Annotated in this window: 2 protein-coding genes; one reads left to right on the top strand and one right to left on the bottom strand. The window is 53.0% G+C overall.

The window, feature by feature from the left end:
- On the bottom strand, positions 1-188 hold a 188-nt coding region (locus AUR66_RS22455; RefSeq protein WP_231727730.1), incomplete at its 3' end, for a hypothetical protein.
- An 80-nt stretch (positions 189-268) separates the two neighbouring features.
- Between AUR66_RS22455 and AUR66_RS02805 the strand changes: the two genes are divergently transcribed.
- The coding region (locus tag AUR66_RS02805) for a hypothetical protein (RefSeq protein WP_157532971.1) at positions 269-692 on the top strand (424 nt) is incomplete at its 3' end.

Genomic DNA, 692 nt, shown 5'->3' with positions numbered 1-692 from the left:
AACTGCAGATGACCCACTTGGTTTGTATTCGACACGACAAGTGGATACGTTTGCGAACTTGGATCGTGATAGTTCGTGGCGAAGTCATCCACTTGGGGTGGAATCTGCGCTCTTAATGCAATCAGCGACCCGATATCTTGACGTTTGTCGGTGGACACGAGATGGTCTCCACTCGTACCTGCTTCCATATCCTACGACGACATCTCCGGAGACGGTATCGTTCGTCTCGGACGTGCTAGATACGCTCGACAACGAGGGAGGACATCCAGTGCGGGCGCTTGAAACAGTTGCGAGCGGAACCCGGTCAGAGATTTCAGATGAGGTTCGGTTCTACCGTCTCCTTATCGACAACGACCAAGGAGATATCTCGGTATATCGGGAGGTGAGTGATGTGAACCCCGCCCGCCTAGCACCACTAGTCAACGCGCATCAGTCACAGTTCGAAGGATGGTTGTTCGATGAGGTGGGGTTTGCTCCCGTAGATGACTGGCTTCTCTTATCTCCTTCTACGGAGATAGAGATGCTCGCATCAGTGCTTGACGGCAGGTATGCTGCGGTGACACTCCCTGTTGAGAAGGTGAATAACCGGGCACTCAGTGACAACCCTGTCGACGAGCTCACCGACGTCCTCCTTACCCAAGGATCAGTGATTCCCTCTTGGCTTTTTTCCCAATATCTCGACGAACTACGCC

Source organism: Haloferax profundi (assembly GCF_001469865.1).
Taxonomy (GTDB): domain Archaea; phylum Halobacteriota; class Halobacteria; order Halobacteriales; family Haloferacaceae; genus Haloferax; species Haloferax profundi.
This window is presented reverse-complemented; position numbering and strand designations above follow the sequence as displayed.